The 24500-nt window shown below is 69.9% G+C and carries 23 protein-coding genes; 11 read left to right on the forward strand and 12 right to left on the reverse strand.

Annotated features, from left to right (window positions below; translation table 11 throughout):
- Positions 1 to 109 precede the first annotated feature (109 nt).
- Entirely contained in the window at positions 110 to 1933 is a 1824-nt protein-coding gene (locus OG623_RS00205) for an FUSC family protein (RefSeq protein WP_406143135.1), read from the forward strand.
- Positions 1934 to 2006: 73 nt separating this feature from the next.
- On the opposite strand, the gene OG623_RS00210 is transcribed toward OG623_RS00205, so the two are convergent.
- The 3 genes from OG623_RS00210 to OG623_RS00220 all read right to left on the reverse strand — a co-directional run bounded on the left by OG623_RS00210 (position 2007) and on the right by OG623_RS00220 (position 4879).
- The gene (locus OG623_RS00210) at positions 2007 to 2348 is read right to left on the reverse strand and encodes a hypothetical protein (protein ID WP_406143137.1); all 342 of its coding nucleotides are present in this window, start codon (positions 2346 to 2348) and stop codon (positions 2007 to 2009) included.
- A gap of 33 nt (positions 2349 to 2381) precedes the next feature.
- Positions 2382 to 4112, reverse strand: a complete 1731-nt coding sequence (gene ctaD, locus OG623_RS00215) for a cytochrome c oxidase subunit I (protein WP_406143139.1) — start codon at positions 4110 to 4112, stop codon at positions 2382 to 2384.
- A 215-nt stretch (positions 4113 to 4327) separates the two neighbouring features.
- Positions 4328 to 4879, reverse strand: coding sequence for a glycoside hydrolase family 25 protein (locus tag OG623_RS00220; protein WP_406151612.1), 552 nt, complete (start codon positions 4877 to 4879; stop codon positions 4328 to 4330).
- Positions 4880 to 5014: 135 nt separating this feature from the next.
- Between OG623_RS00220 and OG623_RS00225 the strand changes: the two genes are divergently transcribed.
- Positions 5015 to 5728, forward strand: a complete 714-nt coding sequence (locus OG623_RS00225; RefSeq protein ID WP_406143140.1) for an NADPH-dependent F420 reductase — start codon at positions 5015 to 5017, stop codon at positions 5726 to 5728.
- Between the two features lie 66 nt (positions 5729 to 5794).
- On the opposite strand, the gene OG623_RS00230 is transcribed toward OG623_RS00225, so the two are convergent.
- Positions 5795 to 7144: a radical SAM protein gene (locus OG623_RS00230; RefSeq protein ID WP_406143142.1), complete on the reverse strand. Its 1350-nt coding sequence runs from the start codon at positions 7142 to 7144 to the stop codon at positions 5795 to 5797.
- Positions 7145 to 7287: 143 nt separating this feature from the next.
- Here OG623_RS00230 and OG623_RS00235 point away from each other — a divergent pair, with 143 nt between their 5' ends.
- Complete coding sequence (locus OG623_RS00235; protein WP_406143144.1) at positions 7288 to 7815, forward strand: SRPBCC family protein; 528 nt, start codon at positions 7288 to 7290, stop codon at positions 7813 to 7815.
- A 100-nt stretch (positions 7816 to 7915) separates the two neighbouring features.
- Positions 7916 to 8533: a TOPRIM nucleotidyl transferase/hydrolase domain-containing protein gene (locus OG623_RS00240; RefSeq protein WP_406143145.1), complete on the forward strand. Its 618-nt coding sequence runs from the start codon at positions 7916 to 7918 to the stop codon at positions 8531 to 8533.
- A 5-nt stretch (positions 8534 to 8538) separates the two neighbouring features.
- On the opposite strand, the gene OG623_RS00245 is transcribed toward OG623_RS00240, so the two are convergent.
- Positions 8539 to 9396 carry a pentapeptide repeat-containing protein gene (locus OG623_RS00245; RefSeq protein ID WP_406143147.1) on the reverse strand — a complete coding sequence of 286 codons (858 nt, stop codon included), beginning with the start codon at positions 9394 to 9396 and terminating at the stop codon, positions 8539 to 8541.
- Between the two features lie 128 nt (positions 9397 to 9524).
- Between OG623_RS00245 and OG623_RS00250 the strand changes: the two genes are divergently transcribed.
- The 5 genes from OG623_RS00250 to OG623_RS00270 all read left to right on the forward strand — a co-directional run bounded on the left by OG623_RS00250 (position 9525) and on the right by OG623_RS00270 (position 15410).
- Positions 9525 to 10025 carry a hypothetical protein gene (locus OG623_RS00250; RefSeq protein WP_406143148.1) on the forward strand — a complete coding sequence of 167 codons (501 nt, stop codon included), beginning with the start codon at positions 9525 to 9527 and terminating at the stop codon, positions 10023 to 10025.
- A gap of 86 nt (positions 10026 to 10111) precedes the next feature.
- Positions 10112 to 10339: a hypothetical protein gene (locus tag OG623_RS00255; RefSeq protein ID WP_406143150.1), complete on the forward strand. Its 228-nt coding sequence runs from the start codon at positions 10112 to 10114 to the stop codon at positions 10337 to 10339.
- A 216-nt stretch (positions 10340 to 10555) separates the two neighbouring features.
- The gene (rhaI, locus tag OG623_RS00260) at positions 10556 to 11722 is read left to right on the forward strand and encodes an L-rhamnose isomerase (protein WP_406143152.1); all 1167 of its coding nucleotides are present in this window, start codon (positions 10556 to 10558) and stop codon (positions 11720 to 11722) included.
- A 79-nt stretch (positions 11723 to 11801) separates the two neighbouring features.
- A complete protein-coding gene (locus OG623_RS00265) occupies positions 11802 to 13847 on the forward strand; it encodes a bifunctional aldolase/short-chain dehydrogenase (RefSeq protein ID WP_406143154.1) in 2046 nt (681 codons plus the stop codon).
- Between the two features lie 81 nt (positions 13848 to 13928).
- On the forward strand, positions 13929 to 15410 hold the full coding sequence (locus tag OG623_RS00270) for a rhamnulokinase family protein (RefSeq protein ID WP_406143156.1): 1482 nt from the start codon (positions 13929 to 13931) through the stop codon (positions 15408 to 15410).
- Positions 15411 to 15419: 9 nt separating this feature from the next.
- Here the strand turns inward: OG623_RS00270 and OG623_RS00275 are convergent, their stop codons facing one another.
- Positions 15420 to 16478 (reverse strand): enoyl-CoA hydratase/isomerase family protein, encoded by a 1059-nt coding sequence (locus OG623_RS00275; RefSeq protein ID WP_406143157.1) that lies wholly within the window; start codon positions 16476 to 16478, stop codon positions 15420 to 15422.
- Between the two features lie 191 nt (positions 16479 to 16669).
- Here OG623_RS00275 and OG623_RS00280 point away from each other — a divergent pair, with 191 nt between their 5' ends.
- Positions 16670 to 18793, forward strand: coding sequence for a SpoIIE family protein phosphatase (locus OG623_RS00280; protein ID WP_406143159.1), 2124 nt, complete (start codon positions 16670 to 16672; stop codon positions 18791 to 18793).
- A 137-nt stretch (positions 18794 to 18930) separates the two neighbouring features.
- Here OG623_RS00280 and OG623_RS00285 read toward each other — a convergent pair whose 3' ends face one another.
- The 5 genes from OG623_RS00285 to OG623_RS00305 all read right to left on the reverse strand — a co-directional run bounded on the left by OG623_RS00285 (position 18931) and on the right by OG623_RS00305 (position 22617).
- Positions 18931 to 19563 (reverse strand): LAETG motif-containing sortase-dependent surface protein, encoded by a 633-nt coding sequence (locus OG623_RS00285; RefSeq protein ID WP_406143160.1) that lies wholly within the window; start codon positions 19561 to 19563, stop codon positions 18931 to 18933.
- A 203-nt stretch (positions 19564 to 19766) separates the two neighbouring features.
- On the reverse strand, positions 19767 to 20255 hold the full coding sequence (locus OG623_RS00290; protein WP_406143162.1) for a GNAT family N-acetyltransferase: 489 nt from the start codon (positions 20253 to 20255) through the stop codon (positions 19767 to 19769).
- Positions 20256 to 20299: 44 nt separating this feature from the next.
- Positions 20300 to 21280, reverse strand: a complete 981-nt coding sequence (locus OG623_RS00295) for a DUF6397 family protein (RefSeq protein WP_406143164.1) — start codon at positions 21278 to 21280, stop codon at positions 20300 to 20302.
- A gap of 108 nt (positions 21281 to 21388) precedes the next feature.
- Positions 21389 to 21799: a roadblock/LC7 domain-containing protein gene (locus OG623_RS00300; protein WP_406151613.1), complete on the reverse strand. Its 411-nt coding sequence runs from the start codon at positions 21797 to 21799 to the stop codon at positions 21389 to 21391.
- A gap of 182 nt (positions 21800 to 21981) precedes the next feature.
- Positions 21982 to 22617, reverse strand: a complete 636-nt coding sequence (locus OG623_RS00305; RefSeq protein ID WP_406143165.1) for a GTP-binding protein — start codon at positions 22615 to 22617, stop codon at positions 21982 to 21984.
- Positions 22618 to 22797: 180 nt separating this feature from the next.
- Here OG623_RS00305 and OG623_RS00310 point away from each other — a divergent pair, with 180 nt between their 5' ends.
- Positions 22798 to 23397, forward strand: a complete 600-nt coding sequence (locus tag OG623_RS00310) for a class I SAM-dependent methyltransferase (protein ID WP_406143166.1) — start codon at positions 22798 to 22800, stop codon at positions 23395 to 23397.
- A 58-nt stretch (positions 23398 to 23455) separates the two neighbouring features.
- Here OG623_RS00310 and OG623_RS00315 read toward each other — a convergent pair whose 3' ends face one another.
- Positions 23456 to 24361, reverse strand: a complete 906-nt coding sequence (locus OG623_RS00315; RefSeq protein WP_406143167.1) for an oxygenase MpaB family protein — start codon at positions 24359 to 24361, stop codon at positions 23456 to 23458.
- Positions 24362 to 24500: the final 139 nt, after the last annotated feature.

Genomic DNA, 24500 nt, shown 5'->3' on the forward strand with positions numbered 1-24500 from the left:
GGACAGGTAGCACAGCCTCCATGTAGGGGATCTACGCTGGGCAGGAGCCCAGGCCGAAGGTGTCCGCCGGCGATGTCGTCCCTATCCCGCGGACAGGAGCACGGTGCCCATGCCTTCCCTTCTTGCCTCTCGGCTCCCTCCCTGGCTCGCCCATGTGCTGCGCGCGCAGCGCGGACCGGTCCCGTGGAACGCGGTGCTGCGTGGAGGGCCGGCCGCCCTGCCGCTGCTCGTGGCGGTGCTCGCCGAGCGGCCGAGCGCCGGGGTCCCCGCCGCGCTCGGAGCGATGCTGGCCGGCATCAACGACCGGCCCGGCAGCCGCCGTGCCTCGGTGGCGAGGCTGGGGTTGCCCGCTCTGGCCGGATCGGCGGGTCTGCTGCTCGGCACGGTGATCGCCGCGGCTGTGGGGGACGGCCGGTCCATGGTCGTTCTGCCGCTCGTGTTCGGGCTGCTGGGTCTGGTCGCGGGAGCGGTCAGCTCGACGGGGCCGGTCGCGTCGGCGTGCGGTACGCAGGTTCTGGTCGCGGTCGTGATCGGCGCGGGCATGCCACTGCCGGAGCCGGGGCCGGTGCGCGCGCTGCTGTTCCTGGCCGGTGCGGGATGGCTCCTCGTGCTCCGTCTGGTTCTGCCCTCGCCGGGGCGGCTCGGCAACGGTCCGTACCGTTTCGACGGGGAGCGGGAGGCGGTCGCCGGGGTGTACGAGGCAGTCGCCCGGCTCCTGGAGGCCACCGGCGGCCCACGGGCACGGGCGGGGCGCGCAGCGCTGAGTGCCGCGCTCGACCAGGCCCAGGATGCTCTTGCGGGCCCGCGGCTGCGGCGTTACGCGAGCTCGGCGGCCGAGCGCCGACTGCACGCCCAGTATGCGGCGGCGTTTCCGCTGGCCGAGGCGGCGACCGCGCTGGCGTGGGCCGGATATCCGTTGCCTGCGAGAATCGTGCAGGGTCCCCGAAGGCTGGCGGCAGCGGTGCGGGCGGGCAGGCCGTGCGGACCGCTGGCCGCTCCTGCCAGGACGGATGCCGGGCTGCGGGCCCTGGACGACGCCCTGCTGCGGGCCGCCGCGGTCTTCGACCGCCCTGCCGGCGTTCCCCCGGGCGGCGGTGCTCGCTCGTACGTGTCCGGCCTGCGCCGGGCGTGGAGCGCCGCGGGGTACGAGTACGGTCTTCGGGTCGCGGTGTGCTGTGCGACGAGTACGGTCCTGGCGCAGTGGTTGCATCATGACCACTGGTACTGGCTGCCGGCGACGACCGTGTTCCTCGTCAAGCCCGATCTCGGGCCGCTGGCCTCGCGGGTGGTGTGCAGGGCGGCGGGCACGGTCGTGGGCGCCGCTGTCTTCGGGGCCGTGATCGTGCAGGTGCCGGGACCCTTCCCGCTGGTCGCGGCGGTGGCGTTGTGCGGCGCTCTTCTGCCGGTGGCGACCCGTCACTTCGCGGTGCAGACGGCGGTGGTCACCGTACTCGTGCTGTCTCTTGTCGTGCTGGGCGGCGAACCGCCCGCCTCCTGGGGACGGGTGGTGGAGTCGCTCCTCGCCTGTGTGACGGTGCTGCTCGTCGGGCACCTGCCGCTGCCGGTTCGGCGGGGCCACGCGGTACGGGCCGCCCTCGACACGGCGGTGGGTGCGGCGCACCGCTATCTGGGGCATGTCCTGGAGGCCCGGGGGGATCACGCCGGAAGGGCGGCCCTGCGCCGGGACGCCTACCGCTCGCTGGCGGTGGCGCGTGCGGCGATCGACCGCTCGGCGGCCGAACTCCCCTCGGTGGCCAGGCACTCGGCCGGCTCCGAGGGCGTCGCGGGCACGCTGGAACAGCTCATCGACACCACGACCGCGTGCGCGGTGCAGTTGGACAGGCCCGCCGCCGAACTCCCCTCGCTCCACGCCGAACTGCTTGCCTCGCATCTCGGCGAGCTCGACCGCGCGTGGGCGGTACCTGCCCGGTGAGGACCTCCGCCTCCGGCGGAGCACGGAGTACCGGCCCGGGTGCCCGGGTCCTGCGCGGGCACCCGGGCCGGGATCAGCGGGAGATCAGCGTCAGGACGGTGCAGGTGCCGCCGACCGTGCCGATCGTCAGGACGCTCAGGGCCAGACAGCGGGCCCTGAGCCGGCCGTAGCGCGCGGTGTACTCGCCGCGGAGTTCCACGGCCCGGCCGGCGATCCGGGTGAGCGTCTCCCGGCAGACCTCCATCCGGTCCGCGGCGTAGACACGTTCGACGTCCTCCCGCTGGGCGGTGGTGAGCCAGGGCAGCGCGTCGGTGAAGCGGCGAGCCTGTCGGCGGGCCTCCTCGATCTCGGCGTTCCAGAGCAGGTAGCCCTCCACCTGAGCCACGCCCCGGGCACTCTCCTTGTCCGGCTTCACGCGGTCCTCCTCTCGACCTGTCGCTCCGGGCTTCTATACCTGCTTGTCCCCGGGGGCCACGGTGGCGGAATCGTGAGGATGGGTGGCGGCTTCCTCGATGGCACGGACCGAGGGGTGGTGCAGGTCGAAAGCGGGGGATTCGGAACGGATCCTCGGCAGAGTCAGGAAATTGTGCCGCGGGGGCGGGCAGGACGTCGCCCATTCCAGCGAGCGACCATAACCCCAGGGGTCGTCGACCTCGATCTTCTTGCCGTACTTGGAGGTTTTCCAGACGTTGTAGAGGAAGGGCAGCATCGACAGGCCGAGCAGGAACGAGGAAATCGAGGAAATCGTGTTGAGGGCGGTGAAACCGTCGGTTGCGAGGTAGTCCGCGTAGCGCCGTGGCATGCCCTCGACACCGAGCCAGTGCTGTACGAGGAAGGTGCCGTGGAAGCCGGTGAACAGCATCCAGAACGCCATCTTGCCGAGCCGCTCGTCGAGCATCTTGCCGGTGAACTTCGGCCACCAGAAGTGGAATCCTGCGAACATCGCGAAGACCACGGTACCGAAGACGACGTAGTGGAAGTGTGCGACCACGAAATACGAGTCGGAGACGTGGAAGTCCATCGGTGGTGACGCCAGGATGACACCGGTCAGACCGCCGAAAAGGAATGTGACCAGGAATCCGATGGACCAGAGCATGGGTGTCTCGAAGGACAACGACCCCTTCCACATCGTGCCGATCCAGTTGAAGAACTTCACACCTGTCGGCACCGCGATGAGGAAGGACATGAAGGAGAAGAAGGGCAACAGCACACCGCCGGTGACGAACATGTGGTGCGCCCACACGGTCACGGAAAGCCCCGCGATGGCAATCGTCGCCGCGACGAGACCGACGTAGCCGAAGATCGGTTTCCTGCTGAAGACGGGAAGGATGTCGGAGACGATTCCGAAAAACGGCAGCGCGATGATGTACACCTCTGGATGCCCGAAGAACCAGAAGAGATGTTGCCAGAGCAATGCGCCGCCGTTGGCGGCTTCGAAGACGTGTGCGCCGAATTTCCTGTCGGCCTCCAGCGCGAAGAGCGCACCGGCCAGGACCGGGAAGGCCAGCAGGACCAGCACGCCGGTCAGCAGGACGTTCCAGGTGAAGATCGGCATACGAAACATCGTCATTCCGGGTGCGCGCATGCAGATGATCGTGGTGAGGAAGTTGACCGACCCGAGGATCGTGCCGAAGCCGTTGAAGGCCAGACCCATGATCCACATGTCGGCGCCCACGCCCGGCGAGTGAATCGCGTCGGTGAGCGGTGAGTAGGCGAACCAGCCGAAGTCGGCCGCGCCCTGCGGGGTGAGGAAGCCGGCCACGGCGATCAGCGAGCCGAAGAGGTACAGCCAGTACGCGAACATGTTCAGCCGCGGGAACGCCACGTCGGGCGCGCCGATCTGCAGCGGCATGATCCAGTTCGCGAACCCGGAGAACAGCGGCGTCGCGAACATCAGCAGCATGATCGTGCCGTGCATCGTGAACGCCTGGTTGAACTGCTCGTTCGAGACGATCTGGTTACCCGGACGAGCCAGCTCGGCGCGCATGACGAGCGCGAGGACACCACCGACGATGAAGAAGGCGAACGAGGTGACCAGGTACATCGTGCCGATGGTCTTGTGGTCGGTGGTGGTCAGCCAGCTGATGACCACGCTCCCCGGCTGCCGACGCCTCACGGGCAGTTCGTCCGGGTAGGTGTCATCGGCTTGCGCCGATACTGAGGGACCCCTCGTCGTCACTGCGGCACTCCTTCGGTCGACGGCCGATTGCGGACTCGGCGACCAGAATGGACTCCCCGCGGCGGTACCGCGGGTCATCTCCGTGCGCACTGCACCGGTGGCTGCCAAAGGGCACTCCACTGGCCGATGGGCATGTTGTCCACGTTGACGGGGGGACGCTGCGCGCTCTCAGGAGCTCTCCGGGCTTTCGGGGCTCTCAGGAGCGCGCCGCTCCCTCAAGCCGTGGCCCAGGCACGCATTTCCTTCCTCGACGAGAAGTCGGCCACGTTCTTGTCGAGTGGATCGTCGGTGTACTGGTGGATGCGCCAGTCGGCCTGGATCCGCGGTGCGCCCGCCTTGCCGTAGTCGGCGATCCAGAGTCCGTCCCCGGCGTACGACGTCGTGTCGTAGTTGAGCCAGAAGGAGCGGTTGCAGTAGAGCAGGACACGGTGATGGGGCCTCAGCTTTTTCACCTCCCGGATGAAGCTGTCCTTCTCCCCGTTGCTCGCGTGTGTCCCCTCGCCCGTCTGTTCCCAGTCGACGGCGAGCAGGTCGCCCTCGCGCTCTGGGGTCTTGTCGAGGAAGTACGCCGCCTGCTCCTTCGTGTTCCCGGGCCAGAGGAAGTGGTAGAAGCCGACGACGCAGTCGGCGTCCCTGGCACGTTTCACCTGGCTCTTCAGTCTCGGATTGACGTAGGAACGGCCCTCTGTCGCCTTGACGAAGACAAAGCTCGAGCCTGCCGTGTCGTAGTCCGTCTGGTAGGCGCTGACATCGACGCCGTGCAGCACAGGCGCCACCTCCAAGTGGGGCATCGCGGTTCCGTTTCTCTCTCCCATACGTGCCCACCCGGAGCTCTCCCATCCGTCGCCCGGGCGGTGAACCGATCCGGCGCGCCCGGAATAGTGGCTGTACCCCGGGGGTTGGTGATCCGGCGAGACCCTTTCACTTCAGGCACTCGGTATCGGAAGGTCGGATTCATGAAGATCGGCATCATCGGGGCAGGCAACATCGGCGGGAATCTCACCCGGCGGCTCACCGCGCTCGGCCATGACGTCTCCGTCGCCAATTCACGCGGCCCGGAGACTCTCGCGGCCCTCGCCGCCGAAACGGGTGCTGTGCCGGTCACGTCGGCCGAGGCGGCACGGGGAGCGCGGATCGTCGTGGTGACCGTCCCGCTCAAGCGCGTCCCGGACCTGCCGTCGGGCTTCCTCGACGGAGCGGCGGACGATGTCGCGGTCATCGACACGGGCAACTACTACCCGCAGCAGCGTGACGGACGTATCGCCGCTGTCGAGGACGGGCTCACGGAGAGCCGGTGGACCGAGCAGCAGATCGGCCATCCGGTGATCAAGGCGTTCAACGGCACGTACGCCCAGGACATCCTCGACAAGGGGCAGCCCCAGGGAACTCCTGGCCGGCAGGCGCTGCCGGTCGCGGGTGACGACCCGGCGGCCAAGCGGACGGTCCGCGATCTGATCGACCAGCTGGGCTTCGACACCGTCGACGCGGGCGGCATCGAGGAGTCCTGGCGCCAGCAGCCGGGCACGCCCGTGTACGGGAACCGGGGCGACGCCGAAGCCATCGCGAAGGCACTGGCCGACGCGTCCCCGGAGCGCACCGCCGAGTGGCGCGCCTGACGATCGCTGCGCCGGTGCGGCGCCGCGCACCGATCGGGGGACGGTGCGCGGCGTTCTGTCCCGGGCTCAGCTCCCGGCGGGCAGGCTGTCCATGAACGAACTGACCGAGAACACGGCCCGCCCGGGGCCCGCGGGGCCGTAACCGGGCGGTGAGGAGAGGCCGTACTCCTCCATGGTCGAGCGATAGGCGTCGAGCAGCCTGATGTGGTATTCGAGGGGTGCGCCGTCGGGATTGGTCTTTCCCAGCGGTGTCGTGGGCTCGGGGCACCAGGTGGTGAAGCGCGGGGTGATGCCGTGCGACATGAAGAAGCGAAGGCCTTCGGTGGTCGAGGCGATGGCTTCGTCGACGGTCGTGAAGCCGAAGGGTTCGGCCATCTCCACGCCGGCGACGAAGTTGGGAATCACGTTCCGCGCGCCGAAGACGTCGGCGGAGTCGAGGATGCGGCGGTGCCATTCGTCGCGGCCGACATAGCGTTCCTTGCCCGGGCAGTACAGCTCGAACAGACGCCGGTCCCACACCTCGTAGTTGGGGTGGTAGATCTGCACGCCGTAGTCGTGGAAGCGCTGGACGTCTGCCTTGGGGAGCGCCTGGGCGACGACCTTGCCGGTCCAGCGGCCGGGGAAGCGCTCCTCGATCGCCTTGGCGTACTGCCCGTAGAAGTCGGCCTCGTCACGCCCCTGGATGTGGGAGGTGATGGCACCGCCGGTGAGCGTGTAGGCGGTGGTCGTCCGCGCGGTGTCGTGGCGGTCGATGATCGCGAGGGCTTCGAGCACCTCCTCGACGTCCTTCACTCCGGTGTAGGGGCGGCCTGCCGCCTTGTGCTGGCGCCAGTTGTGGTTGATGTCGCAGTACTGGCACTCCTCCTTGGCGCCGAAGTACTGGCAGACCCTGAAGACCGTGAGATAGATCAGATAGCCCCACTGGATGGTGGGCGCCACCTCCATGACGGACTTTCCGTTGGCCAGCGTGTGCCGGTAGTAGTCCGGCATCGGCGGCAGGCCGACGTCGGAGATGCGGACGTTGTCGAGATAGAGCCCGAGGACGCCGTCGGGTCCGGCCGCGACGCGGTACGGCGAGGCGGGATTGACCCGTACCGACACCACCGTGCGGCGGAGGTCGTAGGGGCCGCCGGTGAGCACGATCTCCTCGGGCGGGCGGCGCAGTGCGGCGGCTCCCAGTTCGGGCAGGGTGCTGTGGTCGAAGGAGAAGATGAAGTAGGACTTGGGTTTGATGTCCCCGTGCTCGTTGTCGCTGAGTGCGGAGTCGTCGAACGCCATGCCGCCGCGCAGCAGGTCCTCCTTGAGGACGGCCTCTCTCGGTACATGGGGGAATCGCTCCATGAGCTGCTCCACCAGACGTGTCCGGTCGCCGGTGACGGTGGTGCGGGTGGGGCCGGGTTTGCTGGGGCTTGACATGTGCGGGCTCCTCGGGTCCGGTGTTCTGGACGCTGTTGCGTGTAGGCCACACTGTCCAACGAATCAGCACCACCAAGTGTTCGCAGTTGATCCGTCCGGCTCACCCGAGATGCCCGGCCGGCCCAGGACGAGGAGTACCTCCCATGCCCCGCACCATGTCCGTGTCGGACAGCATCCTGATCCGGGCGGCACCGTCCACGGTGTACGAACAGCTGAGCGACCCTACGGCGATGGGACGTTGGAGTCCGGAGAACCGGGGCGCCCGGGTCGTCGGGGAGCGACGGGGAGCGCATGTCGGCATGGTCTTCGAGGGCCGCAACAAGCGTGGCTCGTTCCGTTGGACGACCAGGTGCACGGTGACGGCGGCCGACCCGGGCGAGCGGTTCGCCTTCCGCGTGCACGCGATCGGGTTGCGGCGTCCGCGGCTGTCGGGCGCCATCGCACTGTGGGAGTACCGCTTCGAGCCGGTCGACGGCCTCACCCGGGTCACGGAGACCTGGACCGACAACCGGAGGGCCTGGCCCGACTTCCTGGCCGACGCCTTCGACCGGGTGGCGACGCGTGGGCACACGTTCGCGGAATTCCAGCGGGGAAACATCCGTACGACGTTGGAGCGCCTCAAGGCCGCGATGGAGCAGGACCGTCCGCAGGCGTCGGGCCGGGACGTGTGAGCGTGGGCCTGGCGAGTACCTCCGTAGGGCGTTGAGACCGAGGACGTTCCGGAGAAATACTCGGTGCCGTTCGGACCGGTGAACGTGCAGACTCACCCCCATGACGGACATGCGCGCATTCCGGGACGCCGTCGGCCACTGGGCGGCCGGCGGGCCCCAGGCACCGGCGAGTGATCTGGCTGCCCGACTGGGGGTGCGGACGGCGGTGCTGCTCGAAGGGGCGAGCGATCTCGCGGCGGTCGAGACGCTGGCCGCACGGCGTGGCCTGGACCTCGCGGCGGAAGGGGTGTGCGTCGTGGCGATGGGCGGAGCCATGAGTATCGGCCGCTACGCCGCGCTGCTCGGGCCGCCCGGTCTCGGACTGCGGCTGAGGGGGCTGTGCGACGAGGGTGAACAGCGCTTCTACGACCGCGGTCTGCGACGCGCCGGCGCTTCGCAGCAGGGTTTCTTCGTCTGTGTGGCGGACCTGGAGGACGAACTCATCCGTGCGCTGGGCACCGCGCGGGCCGAGGAAGTGGTCAGGGCCGAGGGCGACCTGCGTGCCTGGCAGACCTTCCTGTGCCAGCCCTCGCAGCACGGCAGGGCACGGGAACAGCAGCTGCGGCGCTTCCTCGGCACGAAGAAGGGCCGCAAGATCCGCTACGGCCGTCTGCTGGTGGAGGCACTCGGCCCCGGCGAGATGCCGGCCCCTCTCGACGGCCTCGTCACGGGCCTGTGAGACGTTCAGGCGGTGGGGAGGCGGTCCGCCGACCAGTGCGAAGGCCGGGTCAGGGAGTCCGGCAGCTTCGTGGCCGCATTGCCCTTCGCCGCGTTCAGCTGGGCCTGGGTGAGGAAGAGGGCACCGGTGAGGTCCGCGTCGGAGAGGTCGGCGTCACGGAAGTCGGCACCGATGAGCTCAGCACGGCGCAGGTCGGCTCCGCGCAGGTCGGCCGCGATGAGGTACGCCCCTCGGAGTTCCGCCCCGCGCAGGTCGGCGCCTGTGAGCCGGGCTCCGATGAGATCGGCACCCCGCCGGCTGCGCTTCCCACGCCGGGCGACGCCGGCGCGTTCCAGCTCCCCGGCGCGCAGCAGCAGCGCCGCGACCCGGTCGCGGTGCTCCGACACGTCCAGCTCCGCCAGATCCTCTGCGGGAAGCCGGGTGAGCCGTTCGGTCGCGTCGAGGGAGGCCCGGAGCTCGGCGTGCAGGCTCACCGCGGCCGGCAACGTGAGAGCTTCGGTCAGATACCACAGCAGTTCGTGCAGCTGCCTCATCACGGGGAAGACCCTGAACATCTGGCGGGCGATGTCCGGGGACGTCCGCCAGTCCTGGCCGGCGTACGTCTCCTGGGAGACCTTCTGGCCCGCGCCGAAACAGTCGTAGACCGTGCAGCCCGAGAAGCCCTCGCGCCTCAGCCGGGTGTGTATACCGCAGCGGAAGTCCTCCGCAAGGTTGGGGCAGGGGGTCCCCGCGTCCTTGTTGATCGCGAAGTCCGCCGAGGCGGTCAGCGTCAGCGCGACGCAGCAGAGCCCGAAGCAGCTCGCACAGTCGGCGCGCAGGGCCGTGCGCTCGCTGACGGGCGGGCCTGTCGGGTCGTCGGACATGCGCGTGGTTCCTCCGGTGTGCGGTCTGCGCCGAGTTTACGGGCACCGGCGGATGGGGCGGCACGGCCTCTGTCAGTCGGTGGCCGCACACTTGGCGACAGGGCTCGAAACCGGCGAGGGGACAGGACATGAGCGCGTCGCAGCGGCGGGAGAGCGGGTTCGAGCCCGCGACCGGGGACGGCCCCGAGGCGCACGAGGCCTCGGACGGGCGGGCCTCGGAGGTGCGGACCGCAGAGGTGCGGGCGGCTTTCGAGGGGATGCTTCAGATCAGGCGGCTGACCGGTGCGGGGCGTCCGGATCCCGAAGGCGTACCGGCGCCCTGGGAGCTGCACCGGCCGCTGCGGGCCGTGGCGTTGGCACTGGAGGCCGGCGGTATACCCGCGTCGTCGGTCGCGCCGTCCGGGGCGAGGGCGGCCACGGGGTATCGCGTGTGCGAGGGCGAGGCGCCGGGCTCGGTGCGGGTCGAGTGGACGGGTCCGCCCGGCAGTGGCGCGGCGCACGACGAGGAGGAGGCATTGGCCGGGTGTGCCTCGGTGCTGCGGCGGCTGGGGTGGACGGCCCTGCTGTACCGCGGGCCCCGCAGGCGACGCTTCCTCGAGGTCGAGCCGCCGTCAGGGGCCCGGCCCTGAGCGCCGTTGTCCGTCGCGCGCGAGGGCGTTGTCAGACCCATGGGGGATGCTTGACGGTCCGACACCTCTGACCGGGAGATGCTGAGATGCACCAAGCCGAAATCGCCGCGGCCCAGGCGTACGTCCGTCTACTGGCCGCGACGCGCGCCGCGCTCGCCGACCCGGCCGAAGCCCCTCTGTACATGCCCTTGCTCGCCTCCCCGATCGAGGAGGCCGACGAGGCACTGAAAAGCGCGGGCCTCGCGGGGAACGAGGACCGGCTGTTCACGCTCGTACGGAAGCTCCAGCCGAGTCTGACCGGGTCCGGGCGCTGACCGTTTCCGGATGACGGTGGGTGCCCGCTCCCGGGAGGGGCGGGCACACCTCCTTGAGAGCTGCCGCTCCGGGGCTCGATGAATTGATTCAAATCGAGAAGAAAGCTGACCAGCCGCTTGACTGTGTCTGCCCACAAACCTAGCGTACGTTCCGGATGAAACGATTCACATCCCGATCCTCATCGGTCGCCAGGTGACTCTGCTTACGAGGTGTTCATGTCTGATGTGTCGGCCGTCAAGGCAGCTCTGAAGTCTCAGGTCATCGAGACGCCCTCCTGGGGCTACGGCAATTCGGGGACCCGTTTCAAGGTCTTCGCCCAGCCCGGCGTCCCGCGCGACCCGTTCGAAAAACTGGCGGACGCCGCACAGGTGCACGCGGCCACCGGGGTCGCCCCGAAGGTCTCGCTGCACATTCCGTGGGACCGGGTGGACGACTACGCGGCGCTGACCCGGTACGCCGAGGGGCTCGGGCTGCGGATCGGCGCGATCAACTCCAATGTCTTCCAGGACGACGACTTCAAGCTGGGCTCGGTCACCCACCCGGACCCGAAGGTCCGCCGCAAGGCCACCGATCATCTGCTCGAATGCGTCGACATCATGGACGCCACCGGCTCACCCGACCTCAAGCTGTGGTTCTCGGACGGCACCAACTATCCGGGCCAGGACGACATGGCGAGCCGCCAGGACCGCCTGTCCGAGGCGCTCGCCGAGGTCTACGAGCGGCTCGGCGACGACCAGCGGATGCTGTTGGAGTACAAGCTCTTCGAGCCCGCGTTCTACACCACGGACGTCCCGGACTGGGGCACCTCCTACGCCCACTGCCTCAAGCTCGGGCCCAAGGCACAGGTCGTCGTCGACACCGGGCATCACGCACCGGGCACCAACATCGAGTTCATCGTGGCCTTCCTGCTGCGGGAGGGAAAGCTCGGCGCGTTCGACTTCAACTCCCGCTTCTACGCGGACGACGACCTGATGGCAGGCGCCGCCGACCCCTTCCAGCTCTTCCGCATCATGCACGAGGTCGTCAAGAACGGTGGGCTCGCCCCCGAGACCAACGTCAACTTCATGCTCGACCAGTGCCACAACATCGAGGCCAAGATCCCGGCCGTGGTCCGGTCGGTCACCAATGTCCAGGAGGCCACGGCCAAGGCGCTGCTGATCGATGCCGAGGCGCTGGCCGCCGCGCAGCGGTCCGGGGATGTCCTCGCCTCCAACGGCGTGTTCATGGACGCGTTCAACACGGACGTACGGCCGCTGCTCGCCGAGGTCCGCGAGGAGCTGGGCCTGGCCCGCGACCCGTTCGCGGCCTACCTCGCCTCCGGCAACCAGGAGCGCATCGCCGCCGACCGTGTCGGGGGCACGCAGGCGGGCTGGGGCGCCTGAGTCCCGCCCTCTCCCCCGCCCTTCTACGCCCGGCCGTCGCCGTGTCCGTACCCGCCCCACTCTTCTCGAAGGAACCCTCATGACGTCCGCGACGCACGCCGAGGTCGCCGCGCTCCTGGAGCGCGCCCACCGGATCGGGTCCGACCCGCGCAACACCAACTACGCCGGTGGCAACGCCTCGGCCAAGGCGGCGGAGACCGACCCGGTCACCGGTGGCGAAGCAGAACTGCTCTGGGTCAAGGGCTCGGGCGGCGACCTCGGGACGCTGACCGAGGCGGGGCTCGCCGTGCTCCGGCTGGACCGGGTGCGTGCGCTCAAGGACGTGTACCCGGGGGTGGAGCGCGAGGACGAGATGGTCTCGGCGTTCGACTACTGCCTGCATGGAAAGGGTGGAGCGGCCCCGTCGATCGACACCGCTATGCACGCGCTGGTCGAGGCCGCGCACGTCGACCATCTGCACCCGGACTCCGGGATCGCCCTGGCGTGCGCGGCCGACGGCGAGAAGCTGACCGCCGAGTGCTTCGGTGACAAGGTCGCGTGGGTGGGGTGGCGTCGGCCCGGATTCCAGCTGGGTCTGGACATCGCGGCGGTGAAGGAGGCCAGTCCGCAGGCGGTCGGTGTCGTCCTGGGCGGTCACGGCATCACGGCCTGGGGCGCCACCTCCGAGGAGTGCGAACGCAACGCACTGTGGATGATCCGTACGGCCGAGACGTTCCTGGAGGAACACGGCAGGGCCGAGCCGTTCGGACCCGTACTCCCCGGCCGGGGGGCCCTGGACGAGGAGGCGCGCCGGGAGCGGGCGGCGGCCCTCGCCCCGGTGATCCGCGGGCTGGCGTCCACCGACCGCCCGCAGGTCGGGCACTTCACCGACGCGCCCCCTGTGCTGGATTTCCTCGCACGGGCCGAGCACCCACGTCTCGCCGCTCTCGGCACGTCGTGCCCTGACCACTTCCTCCGTACGAAGGTGCGCCCGCTGGTCCTCGATCTGCCCGCCGGTGCGCCGCTGGAGGACGCGGTGGCCCGGCTCGGGGTGCTGCACGAGGAGTACAGGACGGCGTATCGCGCGTACTACGAGCGCCACGCGGCGCCGGACTCGCCGGCGATGCGCGGGGCGGACCCGGCGATCGTGCTGGTGCCCGGTGTCGGCATGTTCTCGTTCGGCAAGGACAAGCAGACCGCCCGGGTCGCCGGGGAGTTCTACCTCAACGCCATCAATGTGATGCGGGGCGCCGAGGCCGTTTCCACGTATGCGCCGATCGAGGAGTCCGAGAAGTTCCGCATCGAGTACTGGGAACTGGAGGAGGCCAAGCTCCGCCGGATGCCGAAGCCGAAGGCGCTGGCCACCCGGGTCGCACTCGTCACCGGTGCGGGGTCGGGCATCGGCAAGGCCATCGCCCACCGGCTCGTCGGCGAGGGCGCCTGTGTGGTCGTCGCGGATCTGAACGCCGAGAGCGCGGCGGCTGTCGCCGAGGAGCTCGGAGGCCCGGACAAGGCCGTCGCGGTGACCGTGGATGTCACGTCCGAGGAGCAGATCGCCGCTGCGTTCAAGGCCGCCGCGCTCACTTTCGGCGGTGTGGACCTGGTCGTGAACAACGCGGGCATCTCCATCTCCAAGCCGCTGCTGGAGACCACGGCCCAGGACTGGGATCTGCAGCACGGCATCATGGCGCGCGGCTCGTTCCTGGTGTCCCGTGAGGCGGCGCAGGTGATGCGGGCCCAGGGTCTCGGCGGCGACATCGTCTACATCGCGTCCAAGAACGCGGTGTTCGCGGGCCCGAACAACATCGCGTACTCGGCCACCAAGGCCGACCAGGCGCACCAGGTACGCCTGCTGGCCGCCGAGCTGGGAGAGCACGGCATCCGGGTCAACGGGGTCAACCCGGACGGGGTGGTGCGTGGTTCCGGAATCTTCGCGGCGGGCTGGGGGGCTCAGCGCGCGGCGACCTACGGGATCGAGGAGGAGAAGCTCGGCGAGTTCTACGCCCAGCGCACGATCCTCAAGCGGGAGGTCCTCCCGGAGCATGTCGCGAACGCCGTCTTCGCGCTGACGGGCGGCGATCTCACCCACACCACCGGCCTGCACATCCCCGTCGACGCCGGTGTGGCGGCGGCGTTCCTGCGCTGACCCCGTGCCACCGTGCCGCGCCCCGGTGCCGCCGTGTGCGTGCCGGGGCGCGGGCTTCACCCTGATCGGATGAGATTCTCCATGTCTGCGACTTCACGGCACGACCCGGTGTTCGCCGCGGTGGACCTGGGCGCCACCAGTGGTCGGGTGATCACCGGAAGGGTCGGTCCCGGCGACCTCGAACTGACCGAGGCGCACCGCTTCGCCAATACGCCCGTCCTGCTCCCCGACGGGCTGCACTGGGACGTACTCGCCCTGTACCAGGGCATGCTGGAGGGGTTGCGGGCGGCGGCACGGCGCGGTCCCGTGGCGTCGGTGGGCATCGACACCTGGGCGGTGGACTACGGCCTTCTGGACGCGGACGGGTCGCTCCTCGGCCTCCCGTTCCACTACCGCGACGGGCGTAACACCGCCGCCGCGGAGGAGGTCATGGCCCGTTTCGACGCACAGGAGCTGTACGACGTCGGCGGGCTGCAGCATCTCCCGTTCAACACCGTCTTCCAGTTGGCCGCCCACCGTTCGTCGGCTCAGTGGCCGGCGGCCCGGACGCTGCTGCTGATGCCCGATCTGCTGGTGTACTGGCTGACGGGTTCGGTGGGTGCGGAAGTGACCAACGCGTCGACGACCGCTCTGTTCGACGCGCGGACCGGCCGATGGTCCGATGCCCTGATCGGGCGGCTGGGTCTGGAGCGTTCACTCTTCCCCGCGTTGCGGGAACCGGGCGGTCGGGCGGGGACTCTGCTTCCGCACGTGGCGGAGTTCACCGGTCTGCCTGCGGACACGCCGGTGACGACCGTCGCTTCGCACGACACGGCGTCGGCGGTGGCCGCGGTCCCGGCCACCGATCCGGGATGCGCCTATGTGTCCTGCGGCACCTGGTCGTTGGCCGGCCTCGAACTCGACGCACCCGTGCTGACCGAGGAGTCCAGGGCCGCGAACTTCACCAATGAACGCGGTGTGGACGGCACGGTGCGCTATCTCCGCAACATCATGGGGATGTGGCTGCTGGAGGAGTGCCGTCGTACGTGGGAGCGCGAGGGTACGCCGACGAGCCTCGCGGCTCTCCTCGCCGAGGCGGAGCGTGCCCGGCCGTTCGCCGCGGTGATCGATCCGGACGACCCGGCCTTCCTGGCCCCCGGCGACATGCCGGCGCGGATCCGCGCCGCGCTCTCCCGGACCGGGCAGGCGACGCCCGACGGTCCCGGCGGGTATGTGCGGTGCGTGTTGGAGAGCCTGGCGCTGGCCCACCGCAGGACGCTGCGCGAGGCCGCGGAGCTGGCCGGGCGCGAGCTGACGCGCATCCATCTCGTGGGCGGCGGCTCGCGCAACGAGCTGCTGTGTCAGTGGACCGCGGACGCCTCCGGTCTGCCGGTCACCGCGGGGCCCGCCGAGGCCACGGCTCTCGGTAATGTGCTGCTCCAGGCGCGGGCCCACGGCCTCGTGGGCGGGCTGACGGACATGCGGAGGCTGGTCGCCCGCACACAGGACCTGCGCCACTACACCCCGCGGGGGGACCCGGGGGCGTGGGACCGTGCGGCGGACCGGCTGACGGGACGCGGTTGAGCGCGGAGGTCAGATCGAGGTCAGGCCCAGTTCCTGGGCTCCGAGCGGCTCGAAGTAGCGGGCGACGTCGGCGGCGGTGACGTCGCCGGGGTCGGCGGGGCTCCAGCGCGGGGTGCGGTCCTTGTCGATGATCCGGGCGCGGACGCCCTCGACCAGGTCATGCCCGTCGAACGCCCGGCAGGAGACACGGAACTCCTGGTCGAGAGCAGCTTCGAGGGTGCCGAGCCGCCCCGCACGGCGCACGGCGGACAGAGTGACCTTGAGCGCGGTGGGTGATGCGGTGAGGAGATCATCGGCGGTCTCCTTCGCGGCGGGCAGTCCGCTGTTCGCCAGCCGGTCGATGATCTCCTCGACGGTGTCGGCGGCGTAGCAGTCGTCGATCCATGCGCGATGGGCTGCCAGCTCCCCCTCCGGTGCTTCGGTCGCGTACTGCCGCACGGTGTCCGTGATCTCGGCGGGTGTCGTACAGGGGGCGAGCGCGGTGGTGAGGTCGGCGAGGCGGTGGGACGGGACGAAGTGGTCGGCGAGTCCGCACAGGATGGCGTCGGCCGCGCCGACGGCACGGCCGGTGAGTGCGAGGTGGGTGCCGAGGCGGCCCGGCGCCCCGGCCAGCAGGTGGGTGCCCCCGACGTCGGGAACGAAGCCGATTCCGGTCTCGGGCATCGCGACGCGTGAGCGCTCGGTGACGACACGCACGTCCCCGTGCGCCGATACGCCGACCCCGCCGCCCATCACGATGCCGTCCATGAGCGCCACGTACGGTTTGGGGAACCGCCCGATGTGGGCGTTGAGGCGGTACTCGTCGCGCCAGAAGTCCACGGAGGCGCGGCGGCCCGCACGGGCGTCCTCGTAGATCGAGCGGATGTCACCGCCTGCGCAGAGGCCGCGCTCACCCGCGCCGCTGATGACGACCGCGGTGACCCCGTCGTCGTCCGCCGCACCGGTGAGCGCCTCGTCGATTGCGCGCACCATGGTGTGTGTGAGGGCGTTCAGGGCCCGAGGGCGGTTGAGGGCGATGTGCAGGATGCGGCCCTCGGTGTGCAGCAGGACGGGCTCGTCGTCATTCATGTGTGCGCTCCGGTCAGCCGTGGACGATCTCTGCGTGCCATTCTGCGACGGCCCTGCCGGGGCCCTGTCGCCGGGTCTCCCGTGTACCGCTGTGGCACTCCGCCATCGCAGGCTCGACAATTGGGACTCACGGGCGGCGACGTCCAGCAGCCCCGCCGGACGACCTCCGGAGCAGGTATGACGGAGCAGGTATGACCGACCCTTCCTGGCGAGCGGACGACGACTCGGCGTCGCGGCTCCTGTCCGAACGGCATCACGCGGACGGGACCGCCATCGCGGAGCGCCTCGCCATGAACCGCACCGGCAGCTTCGAATGGGATCTGGACGCCCGGACGCTGGATATCGACGAGGCGGGGCTGCTGGTGTTCGGCCTGGATCCCGAGACGTTCGACGCCCGGCCGGGGGTGGTGCTCGAACGTCTGGACGAACCTGATCGTGCGCGTCTGGACGTCACGATCGATGGGGCGATCTCCGGCGGGAGCAGTTCCTACAGCGTTCACTTCCAGGTTCCCCTGGAGGACGGGACCCGCCAGTGGACACACGTCCAGGCAAGGATCCTGCGGTCGGCCGACGGCCGGGCACACCGTGTCATCGGCGTGGTGCGGGACGCGACGGCCGAGGTCACCCATTCGGCCTTCGTGCTGGATCTGGAAAAACGGCGCCGCCGCCAGACGAGCATCGTCGAGCGCACCACCGCCGCGATGTCACGCGCGGTGACCGTGGACGACGTCACCGCCGCGCTCACCGGCCCTGGCGGTCTGGTGGGGATCGGTGCGGACGGACTGGCGCTCGGTCTGGTGGAGAACTCCACACTCAAGATCATCGCGCTGAGCGGTGAGTCGGTGGAGGTGCTCCAGGGCCTGGGCTCCGGACAGCTCGACGCGACGCTTCCCCTCGGGGACACCGTCCTCAGCGGGCGCCCCCGGTTCATCACCTCGCTCGGTTCCCTCATCCGGCGCTATCCCGCGCTCGAACCTCACATCGGCGAGCTGAACTTCCAGGCGGTCGCCTATCTTCCGCTGATAGCGCAGGCCCGCTCCCTGGGCGGACTCGCCCTCTTCTACCGTCAACGCACCGCGTTCAGCGCGGACGAGAGAAACCTTTCTCTGGGGCTGGCCGCCATCGTGGCCCAGTCCCTGCAGCGGGCGATCCTCTTCGACGAGGAGCGCGAGTTCGCCACCGGGCTCCAGTCGGCGATGCTTCCGCGGCGGATCCAGGAGATCGAGGGTGGCGAGATCGCGGTCCGCTACCACACGGCGTGGAGCGGGCGCGAGGTCGGCGGCGACTGGTACGACGTGATCACGCTCCCCCGGGGCCGGATCGGTGTCGTGGTGGGCGATGTGCAGGGACACGACACGCATGCCGCGGCGATCATGGGCCAGCTGCGCATCGCGCTGCGCGCCTACGCGGCCGAGGGGCATCCTCCGGCGACAGTGCTGGCGCGGGCCTCCCGCTTCCTCGCCGAGCTCGACACCGACCGGTTCGCGACGTCGACGTACGCACAGGTGGATCTCGCCACGGGGGCGGTGCGTGTGACGCGTGCCGGACACTTCGGGCCGCTGATCAGGCACACCGACGGGCGGGTCGGGGTTCCTCAGGTGCGTGGCGGTCTGCCGCTGGGGATCTCCACGGACTTCCGGGACGAGGAGTACCCGGAGACCCGTCTCGATCTGGTGCCGGGTGAGACCCTCGTCCTGTACACCGACGGGCTGGTCGAGGAGCCGGGAGCCGATGTCGATGTGGGGGTCGCGGCCTTGATCCACGAGGTGAGCGGCGGGCCCGACGGTGCTGAGGCGCTGGCCGATCATCTGTCGGACCGGCTGTGGGAGCGGTGGGGGTCGGGCGACGACGTGGCGCTGCTGGTGCTGCGGCGCAGCCCTGATCTCGGATCTCCGCGTGCTCCCCGGCTGCACCAGTACATCCATCAGGCGGATCCACAGGGGCTGTCGGAGGCCAGGTCCATCGTGCGTCAGGCACTGACGGACTGGGATCTCGCCGACCTGGCGGACGACGCGGAGCTGGTCACCGGTGAGTTGCTGGTCAATGTGCTGCTGCACACGGAGGGCGGGGCTGTGCTGACTCTCGAGGTGCTGCCGGAGCCCGTTCGGCGCATCAGGCTGTCGGTGCAGGACCGCTCCAGCGTCTGGCCGCGACGCCGCACTCCGGGCGAGACATCGACCTCGGGGCGTGGCTTGCTGCTTCTCGACGCGGTCTCCGTGCGCTGGGGCATCGAGCCCAGGGGCGAGGGCAAGGCCGTATGGTGCGAGATCGGCCCCTCAGCCGACCGCGGCCGACGGCCGACGGCTGCCGGCTGACCGGTTGGCGGCCGGCCGGCTGACGGCGTCCCGTCCTGGAACGCGGCAGGGGCGTACCGCACCGAAGTCGATGCGGTACGCCCCTCACCCGGCGCGCCGGTGTACTGCCACCGCCGCGCCGGGATGCCGTGAGCGCGTCAGTGCTGCGCGGTGCGGCGCTTCCGGACGGACCACAGGATGCCGCCACCCGCGAGCAGGACCGCGGCAGCGGCTCCGCCGATCACGGGCGTGGCGGACGACGAACCGGTCTCGGCCAGGTCGGGCCCACTGCTGCTCGGCTCCGCGGGGGCGGGCGCGGCCTCAGAAGGGGTCTCGCTCGGCGCGGGGGTCTCCGAGGCCGGCGGCTCCGTGCTCGGGGTCTCCGAAGGCGTCGCCTCGGTCGGGGTGGGCGACGGGGTGTCGTCCTCACACACCGGAGCGGTCTTCGTGTCGTCGACGGAGTACTTGTCGTCGTCCCCGGCCTTGACGACGAGGCGGACGGTCAGCTCCTTGTCGTGCTTCGGGAGCTGCAGCGGCGTCTTCGTGCTGAAGTCCCGGCCGAACTGGGTCGTGGCAAGCAGATCGTCGCCGCCCACGACGGACACGGTCACCTCATTGGTGGCGTTGCCCGAGTAGGCCGTCAGGTTGAGCGTCACGTCGGAGCAGGTCACGGCCCAGGTGGGGGTGTGAGCTGCGGCCGGACTTGCGGAGAGGACCCCGCCGGCCAGGCCGACTACCGCGGCGGCCGCGAATGCTCCCGCGCCGCGCCACGATCTCCTGCGTATGGTCATGGATTCTTCCTCCATATGAGTTCCCCGCTGGGATGGCGGTGGGGCGCACAGTACTGCCCCGCGTCCCAGCGGTCGCACTCGCCCCATGGTTGAGCGATGTGTCAACCCGTCCTACATCACCGCTACTTGGGACATGACGGACAGTGCAGGATGGCCGGAAGTAACTGTGCTCACCGGTGCCGCGACGGCCTGTGAGGTTGTGTTCAGAGGGACTTGTGCATGATGTGCAGACCCACATAGCCGTGTGTGGGATGGTTGAACCCCTCGGGCAGCGTGCCGATGATCTCGAAGCCGAGGGAGCGATACAGCCGCACGGCATGCGTGTTCGTCTCCGTCACGGCGTTGAACTGCATGGCGCGGTACCCCGCCGCACGCGCCCAGTCCACCGTGTACGCGCAGAGGGCCCTGCCCACGCCCCTGCCGGCGTGCTCCGGGGCGACCATGTAGCTGGCGCCGGCGATGTGCGAGCCATTGCCCATGTGATTCCTGTTCATCTTGGCCGTCCCGAGGACGCTTCCGTCGTCGTCGACCGCGACAACCGTGCGACTGGGCTCCGGGAGGAGCCACCAGTCCCGCGCCGTGTCCTCGCCGAGGTCCACGGGGTAGGTGTAGGTCTCGCCGGCAGCGACGATGACGTGGAAGAACGGCCAGATCGCGGGCCAGTCCTTGTCGGTGGCTTCTCTGATCAACATGGTGGCCAAGGTTGCCCGGGCCGGCAGCCCCGTGCAATCGCTTTTCAGCGGCCTCTTCCCCCCACTCCGCGCAGGCCGATCCGGCCCAGCAGCCCTCGCCCGGTGCCGGCCCTCGCTCCGGGGCGGCCGTCCCTCCGCCGCCCTGGAGCGGCACGGCCTCGAACGGCACGGGCCGGAGTAGGGCGAGAGTGGACAGGGCGAGCCGGAACGGGGCGGAAGGCGGGGTCGCATCCGGGGCGCGGGGCGGGGCGGAATTCACGCGCCTGCTCCAGCTCCTGCGTCAGATTCACCCGGCGCCAGAGGATCTCGTCCGGGTCGTCCGCCAGCATCAGCCTCTCCATCGCCTCCCTCCCGGACGCCGACCCCGGCCGGCCGAACGCGGCATCCGGCCGCACCCGGGCCAGGTAGGCGCGCTCGTACGGGTCCTCCACCACCTCCGCGAGCTGGACCGGGTCGAGAGCGGACGCCTGCAGGGCCGCGCGCGTCCATGGGTCTTCCGCGCGGTTCAGCAGCCGGTCGGTCCTGCGTGAACGCCAGTTGCGCGCACGGTGGTCGGTGCCGGCCTCCAGCAGGGTCCGCATGCCCGCCGGGCTCCTCCCCCCGATCAGATCAGGCTCTTTCGCGGCGAAGGCGAGGAGCTCGTCCACCAGATAGAGCCAAACCACCGCGCGGTAGCGGTTCAGACAGAACGCGATCGGTGAGACGCATCCGATGCGGGCCAGGCCGGTGAAACGCACCGGGCTGACTCCGAGCAGCTTGGCGCCTTCCGCTGTGCCCGTCGTACGCACCTGGTCCTTGAGCCGGCCCGGAAATCCCGGCAGAGCGCGCAGCCGGTCGATCTCCTGCTGCCGGACCCGCGGCCTGCCCATGCCCGTCACCGGCTCCGCACAGATCAGTCCCAGATGGACGGCGAGGTCGAATTCGCCGCGCTTCAACGTCAGTTCCTGAGCCGCGCGTCCTGCGGAGACGCAACTGGGCTCCGTCGTGCCCGCAGTGTGCGTGCGCGTGGCTTCCGTAACGGCCATGGCCGTCCTCCCCCGTGAGGTCGAATACTCTGTGTGACCACGCTATCTCAGGGTGGAATGACCTGCACGGCCTGTGGATAACTGCCGGGGGCTCGGAGAACAGGCAGGTCAGAGGTTGTCCAGGCCGTCGCTGCCCTGCCGCACTGTTACACCGAGATGTTCGCCCACCCTGTTGACCAGGAGGGTCATCTCGTAGGCGACCTGGCCGACATCGGCTTCGGCGGCGGTCAGTACGCACAGACAGCTGCCGTCCCCCGCAGCCGTGACGAAGAGCAGCGCCTCGTCGAACTCCACCATGGTCTGGCGGGCCTTTCCCGCTCCGAAATGACGCCCCGATCCGCGGGCCAGGCTCTGCAGCCCGGACGAGACCGCGGCCAGGTGCTCCGCGTCCTCCCGCGCCAGGCTCGTGCTGGCCCCGGTCACCAGCCCGTCGTTCGACAGCACCAGCGCGTGGCGGACGTTCTCCACCCGGCTGGTGAGATCGTCGAGCAGCCAGTCAAGTCCCCGGTCCAGCGCCATGTGCTCGTCCTCCCCGTTCATTCGTTCCCCCGCGTTTGCGCGCAAGCCTCGCCTACGGCCCCGCTGCGGGCAAGCGCCTCCCCACACCGGGGGCGCTGCTTCGCGCCACCGTCGATCCGCTGCCGGGAACGGGCGTCATCCGCACGCCGGGAGCAGGAAACGACCGTGCCGGAATCCTCATCTCACGCGGGGCCGGGCGCCTGGCCGACCGAGTCGAGAATCCTCGCGGTGTGCATGCGTCCGGCGTACTCGACCATGCGGATCAGGACTTCCTTCCCTGAGGCACGGTCACGTGCGTCGCACAGGACGACGGGAGTGCCCCGGTCGAGATCCAGTGCGCGCGCGACATCGTCCTCCGCACAGGTCCGCGCGCCGGTGAAGCAGTTGACGGCGACGACGAACGGGATGCGGCGGTGCTCGAAGTAGTCGACGGCCGGGAAACAGTCCTCGAGTCGCCGTGTGTCGGCCAGGACGATCGCGCCCAGGGCGCCCTGCGACAACTCGTCCCACAGGAACCAGAACCGGTCCTGTCCCGGCGTGCCGAACAGATAGAGCGTCAGGCCCGACCGGATGGTGATCCTCCCGAAGTCCATGGCGACCGTCGTTGTTGTCTTCTGTTCGACCCCCTCGGTGGCGTCGACGGACTCTCCGGCCTTGCTGGGGACCTCCTCCGTGCGCAACGGCCGGATTTCGCTCACCGCACCGACGAGAGTCGTCTTGCCGACTCCGAATCCGCCCGCGACCAATATTTTCAGGGCGAGGTCCGTGGAGTCATCGGCCTCTTCCTCACCCGTGCTGTCCATGCGCCCTGAGGACATCGATCACTTCTCCCGCGAGTGCCGTCAGTAGGAGGCGACAGCATGGCAATCGAGGGCAGCCGGAGAAGCGGGTGAACGGTTTTTGACTTATGTGTCCGAACAGGTTCGCCAGACGCCCGGATGAGGTCGCAATCCGTCCTGAGTGGGCGGTGCGCACGAGCGATCAGTCACCATGTCGGTATGACCGATGACCGGGCACAGGTCCAGAACTTCTTCTCCGCACGGGCGGCAGAATGGGACAGTCGTTTCCCCGACGACGGCCCGGCCTACGCCGCCGCCGTGCACGAGCTCGGCCTGCGCCCCGGCGACGCCGTGCTGGACGCGGGCTGCGGGACCGGGCGTGCGCTGCCGGCCCTGCGGATCGCGGTCGGATCCGGCGGGACGGTGCTCGGGGCCGACCTGACGCCCGCCATGCTGGAGGCGGCCCTGCGAGCGGGAAGGGAGGCGAGCGGTGCACTCCTGCTGGCCGATGCCGCGCGGCTCCCGCTGCGCGCCGGGGCCCTGGACGCCGTCTTCGCCGCCGGGCTGATCTCACATCTGGCGCATCCCGAGCAGGGGCTCTCGGAGTTGGCCCGGGTGGTGCGTCCGGGCGGCCGGCTCGCCCTGTTCCATCCTCTTGGGCGCGCCGCGCTGGCCGCACGGCACGGCCGGGTCCTCTCGGACGACGACCTCAGGTCCGAGCCCCGTCTCACGCCCCTGCTGGCGGAGTCGGGCTGGCGGCTGGACTCCTACGCCGACGAGGACAGCCGCTTCCTGGCGCTGGCCGTACGGACCGGCTGAGCGGCCGCCACCGGGCACACCACTGCCTCCACCGCCTCCGGAACCGCCGCCTCCGGCTTCATTCGGCAGGTGCGTCCGGCAGCCGTCCGTGCGGCACGGGGCAGCCTCGCACGCCCGGTGTGGGGAACGTGCCGAGCCTGGCCACCTCGTAACCGTCCGGGTATCCCTTGATCTCGGGATTCTGGCGGGCGTAGTGGGGCGTGGAGCGCGGCGGCAGGAGGCGTACGGCGCGAGCCCTCAGGCGCAGGGCCCCCCGGGTCAGGCCCCGGGCGACGGGCCCCGGCCGCTCGTACCGGAACGCCCGTAGCAGTGAGTCGTCGAGGAGGGCCATGCTGGCCCCGCGGACCAGGGGCGCGAGCGGACGTGGATACCAGGAGCCCATCAGGTCCAGGGTGGCGTCGGAGACCGCACGTGCGCCCTCGTCCCAGCCGAAGTGCTCCTCCTCGTAGGTGTCCAGGGTGCGCTCGAAGTCCTCGTACGTCTGTGGCACGTCCTGGATGCCCATGCGTGCTCCGAGCGTGCGGTAGTACGCGGCGAAGGCACGCAGCTCATGGCCGGACAGCCGGCGCCAGCCGTACACGTCGAGCCAGCGTTTCGGCGTGACGACGAACGTGCACAGCACATAGCGCATGTCGTCGTTGCTGATGTCGTAGCTACGGTGCATCCGGTTGATCCTGCGGATGGCCGTACGGCCCTCCTCGCTGTCGAAGCCGTGCTCGACGACGGCGTCGAGGAGAAGTGCGGTGTCGTCGTACCTCTTCTGTGAACTTTCCGTCAGTTCGGCTGTCTCCGCCAGCAGTCGGCCGATGCTGGGCACGGCGTACGTGCGGTACAGGGCGAGTTCGAGAGCGCGGGTGATGTCCCAGGGGAATTCGTACGACACGGTGAGCCGGTAGATCTCCAGGAAGTCCCGCTCCGGGTCCAGACGCTGGATCTCCTTCAGGCGATCGAACCGCTGCGCCATGTTGTCCCCCCTCGTCGGCCGGAGAGACAACCGTACGTGTCCCGGGCCGGCCGGCACCACGGCACGAGGGGTGTTTCGGCGTGCGCCCGCGCACCGCGTCGGGCTCCGGGTCCGTGTCCGTTGCCGCTCGTCAGGGCCT

It is taken from the genome of Streptomyces sp. NBC_01012 (assembly GCF_045162755.1).
Taxonomy (GTDB): domain Bacteria; phylum Actinomycetota; class Actinomycetes; order Streptomycetales; family Streptomycetaceae; genus Streptomyces.

Coding starts and splice junctions, on each gene's coding strand:
- OG623_RS00205 (WP_406143135.1), top strand. CDS start 110: ATGCCTTCCCTTCTTGCCTCTCGGCTCCCTCCCTGGCTCGCCCATGTG.
- OG623_RS00230 (WP_406143142.1), bottom strand. CDS start 7,144: ATGTCAAGCCCCAGCAAACCCGGCCCCACCCGCACCACCGTCACCGGC.
- OG623_RS00235 (WP_406143144.1), top strand. CDS start 7,288: ATGCCCCGCACCATGTCCGTGTCGGACAGCATCCTGATCCGGGCGGCA.
- OG623_RS00240 (WP_406143145.1), top strand. CDS start 7,916: ATGACGGACATGCGCGCATTCCGGGACGCCGTCGGCCACTGGGCGGCC.
- OG623_RS00245 (WP_406143147.1), bottom strand. CDS start 9,396: ATGTCCGACGACCCGACAGGCCCGCCCGTCAGCGAGCGCACGGCCCTG.
- OG623_RS00250 (WP_406143148.1), top strand. CDS start 9,525: ATGAGCGCGTCGCAGCGGCGGGAGAGCGGGTTCGAGCCCGCGACCGGG.
- OG623_RS00255 (WP_406143150.1), top strand. CDS start 10,112: ATGCACCAAGCCGAAATCGCCGCGGCCCAGGCGTACGTCCGTCTACTG.
- rhaI (WP_406143152.1), top strand. CDS start 10,556: ATGTCTGATGTGTCGGCCGTCAAGGCAGCTCTGAAGTCTCAGGTCATC.
- OG623_RS00265 (WP_406143154.1), top strand. CDS start 11,802: ATGACGTCCGCGACGCACGCCGAGGTCGCCGCGCTCCTGGAGCGCGCC.
- OG623_RS00270 (WP_406143156.1), top strand. CDS start 13,929: ATGTCTGCGACTTCACGGCACGACCCGGTGTTCGCCGCGGTGGACCTG.
- OG623_RS00275 (WP_406143157.1), bottom strand. CDS start 16,478: ATGAATGACGACGAGCCCGTCCTGCTGCACACCGAGGGCCGCATCCTG.
- OG623_RS00280 (WP_406143159.1), top strand. CDS start 16,670: ATGACCGACCCTTCCTGGCGAGCGGACGACGACTCGGCGTCGCGGCTC.
- OG623_RS00285 (WP_406143160.1), bottom strand. CDS start 19,563: ATGACCATACGCAGGAGATCGTGGCGCGGCGCGGGAGCATTCGCGGCC.
- OG623_RS00290 (WP_406143162.1), bottom strand. CDS start 20,255: ATGTTGATCAGAGAAGCCACCGACAAGGACTGGCCCGCGATCTGGCCG.
- OG623_RS00295 (WP_406143164.1), bottom strand. CDS start 21,280: ATGGCCGTTACGGAAGCCACGCGCACGCACACTGCGGGCACGACGGAG.
- OG623_RS00300 (WP_406151613.1), bottom strand. CDS start 21,799: ATGGCGCTGGACCGGGGACTTGACTGGCTGCTCGACGATCTCACCAGC.
- OG623_RS00305 (WP_406143165.1), bottom strand. CDS start 22,617: ATGTCCTCAGGGCGCATGGACAGCACGGGTGAGGAAGAGGCCGATGAC.
- OG623_RS00310 (WP_406143166.1), top strand. CDS start 22,798: ATGACCGATGACCGGGCACAGGTCCAGAACTTCTTCTCCGCACGGGCG.
- OG623_RS00315 (WP_406143167.1), bottom strand. CDS start 24,361: ATGGCGCAGCGGTTCGATCGCCTGAAGGAGATCCAGCGTCTGGACCCG.